Raw genomic sequence first — 2,287 nt, forward strand, 5'->3', positions numbered from 1 at the left:
ACCGGAACTCGGAAGAGCCCGTTTGCGCTGCCGGATTCACGCTGCTGTTCGGACGCTTCGCCGACTTGTTCGGGCGCCGACGTCAGTTCCTCGTCGGGATCGCGCTCCTGGGCGTGGCGTCGCTGGTCGGAGGGCTTGCCCAAGAGCCCTCGCTCCTGCTCGCGGCACGGGTTGCTCAGGGAATCGCCACCGCCGCAGTCACCCCTGCTGCGCTCTCGCTGCTGACCACCTCGTTCCCCGAGGGGCCGATGCGGGAGCGGGCGCTGGGACTCAACGGTGCACTGATGGCAGCCGGGTTCACCACAGGTGCCGTCCTCGGTGGATTGCTGACCGATCTGATCAGCTGGCGGTGGGCCTTCTTCGTCAACGTGATCGTCGCGGTGGCGGTCCTAGCGGTCGGTCCCGCGGTCCTGAAGGAGACCCGGGCGCAGTTGCGTCCCCCGCTCGATCTCCCCGGTGCGGTGACCGTGACGCTGGCTCTGGTTGCCGGCGTGTACGGCCTTACGCAGGCGGGTCAGCACTCCTGGGGCGATGTCCGAAGCTGGGGTGCGTTGCTGCTCGCGGCCGTCATGGTGCTGGCGTTCATCGTCATTGAGCGCACGGTGTCCGAGCCCTTGGTCCCGCTTAGTGTGGTGCTGCGCCGGTCGACGGGCTGGGGCAACCTGGCAGGTGTCATCGCGTTCGCGACCGAGACCTCTGTGGTCTTTCTCCTGACCCTTTACCTTCAGGAAGTGCGCGGTTACACGCCCCTCCAGGCGGGTCTCGCTTTCGCTGTGCTTGGCGCGGGAACAGTGCTCGGCGGTGTCATCGCTCCGCGCGTCATCGGCCATCTTGGGGGTAAGCGAGCCATCGTCGCAGGGCTGGTGGCACAGGGTGTTTCCACCGTGCCGCTGGCGTTCCTCGGTGACGCCTCAGGATGGTTGGTCGTGCTGCTGGTCGCAACCTTCGTCGGTGGCGTCGCCAACCTGGTCGTCATCGTCGGCTTCATGGTTACCGCCACCTCCGGGCTGCCGGACGCCGAGCAGGGTCTGGCCACAGGGCTGGCCACCATGAGCCAGCAGGTGGGCATCACACTCGGCACGCCCGTCATGTCAGCGATCGCGACCGCCGCAGGGGCAGCTACCGCCGGCCATATCCTGCACGGAGTCACGACGGCACTGGCCGTCAATGCCGCCATCTGCTTCGCGACCGCCGTCGTCATCGGCCTCGTCCTTCCGCGGCACCGGAAGGCGGTGGCGGCCTGAAGGCGAGTGCATGAGCGAGATCACCACCAAGGCACAAGAACTGCTTGCCGGCCGCCTGGAGAGCGTCCAGCGACTCGAACAAGCGCACCACGAAACGGCGCGAGTGCGTTCAGAACTCGCCGCAGCAGAGCGCGCAGAAGGCGAAGCATGGAGCAACGCCACCGCAGCCGGATGGACACCAACGGAACTGAAACGGCTTGGGTTCACCCAGCCCGCCAGTCGGCGAGGTGGACGACCTGCGAGACGTTCCGGCGGCGAGCGAACAGCAGCAGCAACGCGCGCGGAGACCGAGAGCCGTTAAGACGTGAGGGAACGAACACATCCCCCAACCGAGCAGAGGAACTTGTTCTAGTGCCCATCGCATTCGATACGTCGCATCCGATTGACACAGAGGATCGCCGCATCGCGTTGGTGCGCGCGATCGTCGCCGCAGGAGATCGAGACGGCGAGCGTCACTGGATCGAGTGGAAAAGCAAGGTGGAGGTTGCTTCGCAGGAGGCTGAGACAACCCTCGTAAAAGAAATACTCGCCATGGCTAACCGAGATCGCGCCCGGGCTCTCACGCACTGCGGTGGGTGGGGATACATCGTGGTGGGCGCGACTGAGGAGGGAATCGTCGGTGCGGAGCGCCAGAAGACCGGGGCATGGGAGCAGCAGCTCGGCAAGTACCTCGGCGAGGGGGGACTGTCAGATTTCCGGTGTAACTGGCCACTGGCGTCCTTAGTTGTCCGAGGGGTTGATGCGCCCCTCGAAGGTGATGGCGAAGGCGTTGAGTGCAGCCTTCCATCGGATGACCCATCGTGCCCGACCGGTGCCGGTCGGGTCGAGTGATCGGGTCACCAAGTACAGGCACTTGAAGCGTCCCGGGTTTCGTGCCGCTCCTATGCGGGTGCCAACTCTCGGTTGAGGTTGGCGTAGTAGGCGGTCTCGTACTCGGCCGGGGTGGTCATGGCCAGAGACGAGTGGAGCCTTCGGTTGTTGTACCACTCGACCCATCCGGCGGTGGCGTACTCGACGTCGGCGATGGTCTTGTACGGGCTGTC

Annotated in this window: 3 protein-coding genes and 1 pseudogene; 2 read left to right on the plus strand and 2 right to left on the minus strand. The window is 65.6% G+C overall.

Going from position 1 to position 2,287, the window contains the following annotated elements; all coding sequences use genetic code 11:
* Both HMPREF0321_RS00875 and HMPREF0321_RS16675 read left to right on the plus strand, forming a co-directional pair.
* The coding region (locus HMPREF0321_RS00875) for an MFS transporter (RefSeq protein WP_006943479.1) at positions 1–1,244 on the plus strand (1,244 nt) is incomplete at its 5' end.
* A 10-nt stretch (positions 1,245–1,254) separates the two neighbouring features.
* Positions 1,255–1,545: a hypothetical protein gene (locus HMPREF0321_RS16675; protein ID WP_217490504.1), complete on the plus strand. Its 291-nt coding sequence runs from the start codon at positions 1,255–1,257 to the stop codon at positions 1,543–1,545.
* 419 nt (positions 1,546–1,964) lie between these two features.
* Here the strand turns inward: HMPREF0321_RS16675 and HMPREF0321_RS15790 are convergent.
* Both HMPREF0321_RS15790 and HMPREF0321_RS15250 read right to left on the minus strand, forming a co-directional pair.
* Positions 1,965–2,099 (minus strand): annotated as a pseudogene (locus HMPREF0321_RS15790) (IS256 family transposase); the annotation flags it as partial.
* A 26-nt stretch (positions 2,100–2,125) separates the two neighbouring features.
* On the minus strand, positions 2,126–2,287 hold a 162-nt coding region (locus HMPREF0321_RS15250), incomplete at its 5' end, for an integrase core domain-containing protein (protein WP_006943477.1).

This window comes from Dermacoccus sp. Ellin185 (assembly GCF_000152185.1).
Taxonomy (GTDB): domain Bacteria; phylum Actinomycetota; class Actinomycetes; order Actinomycetales; family Dermatophilaceae; genus Dermacoccus; species Dermacoccus nishinomiyaensis.

What these genes read in the sequence shown, in the direction of transcription:
- HMPREF0321_RS16675 (WP_217490504.1), top strand. Translation starts at nt 1,255, where the DNA reads ATGAGCGAGATCACCACCAAGGCACAAGAACTGCTTGCCGGCCGCCTG.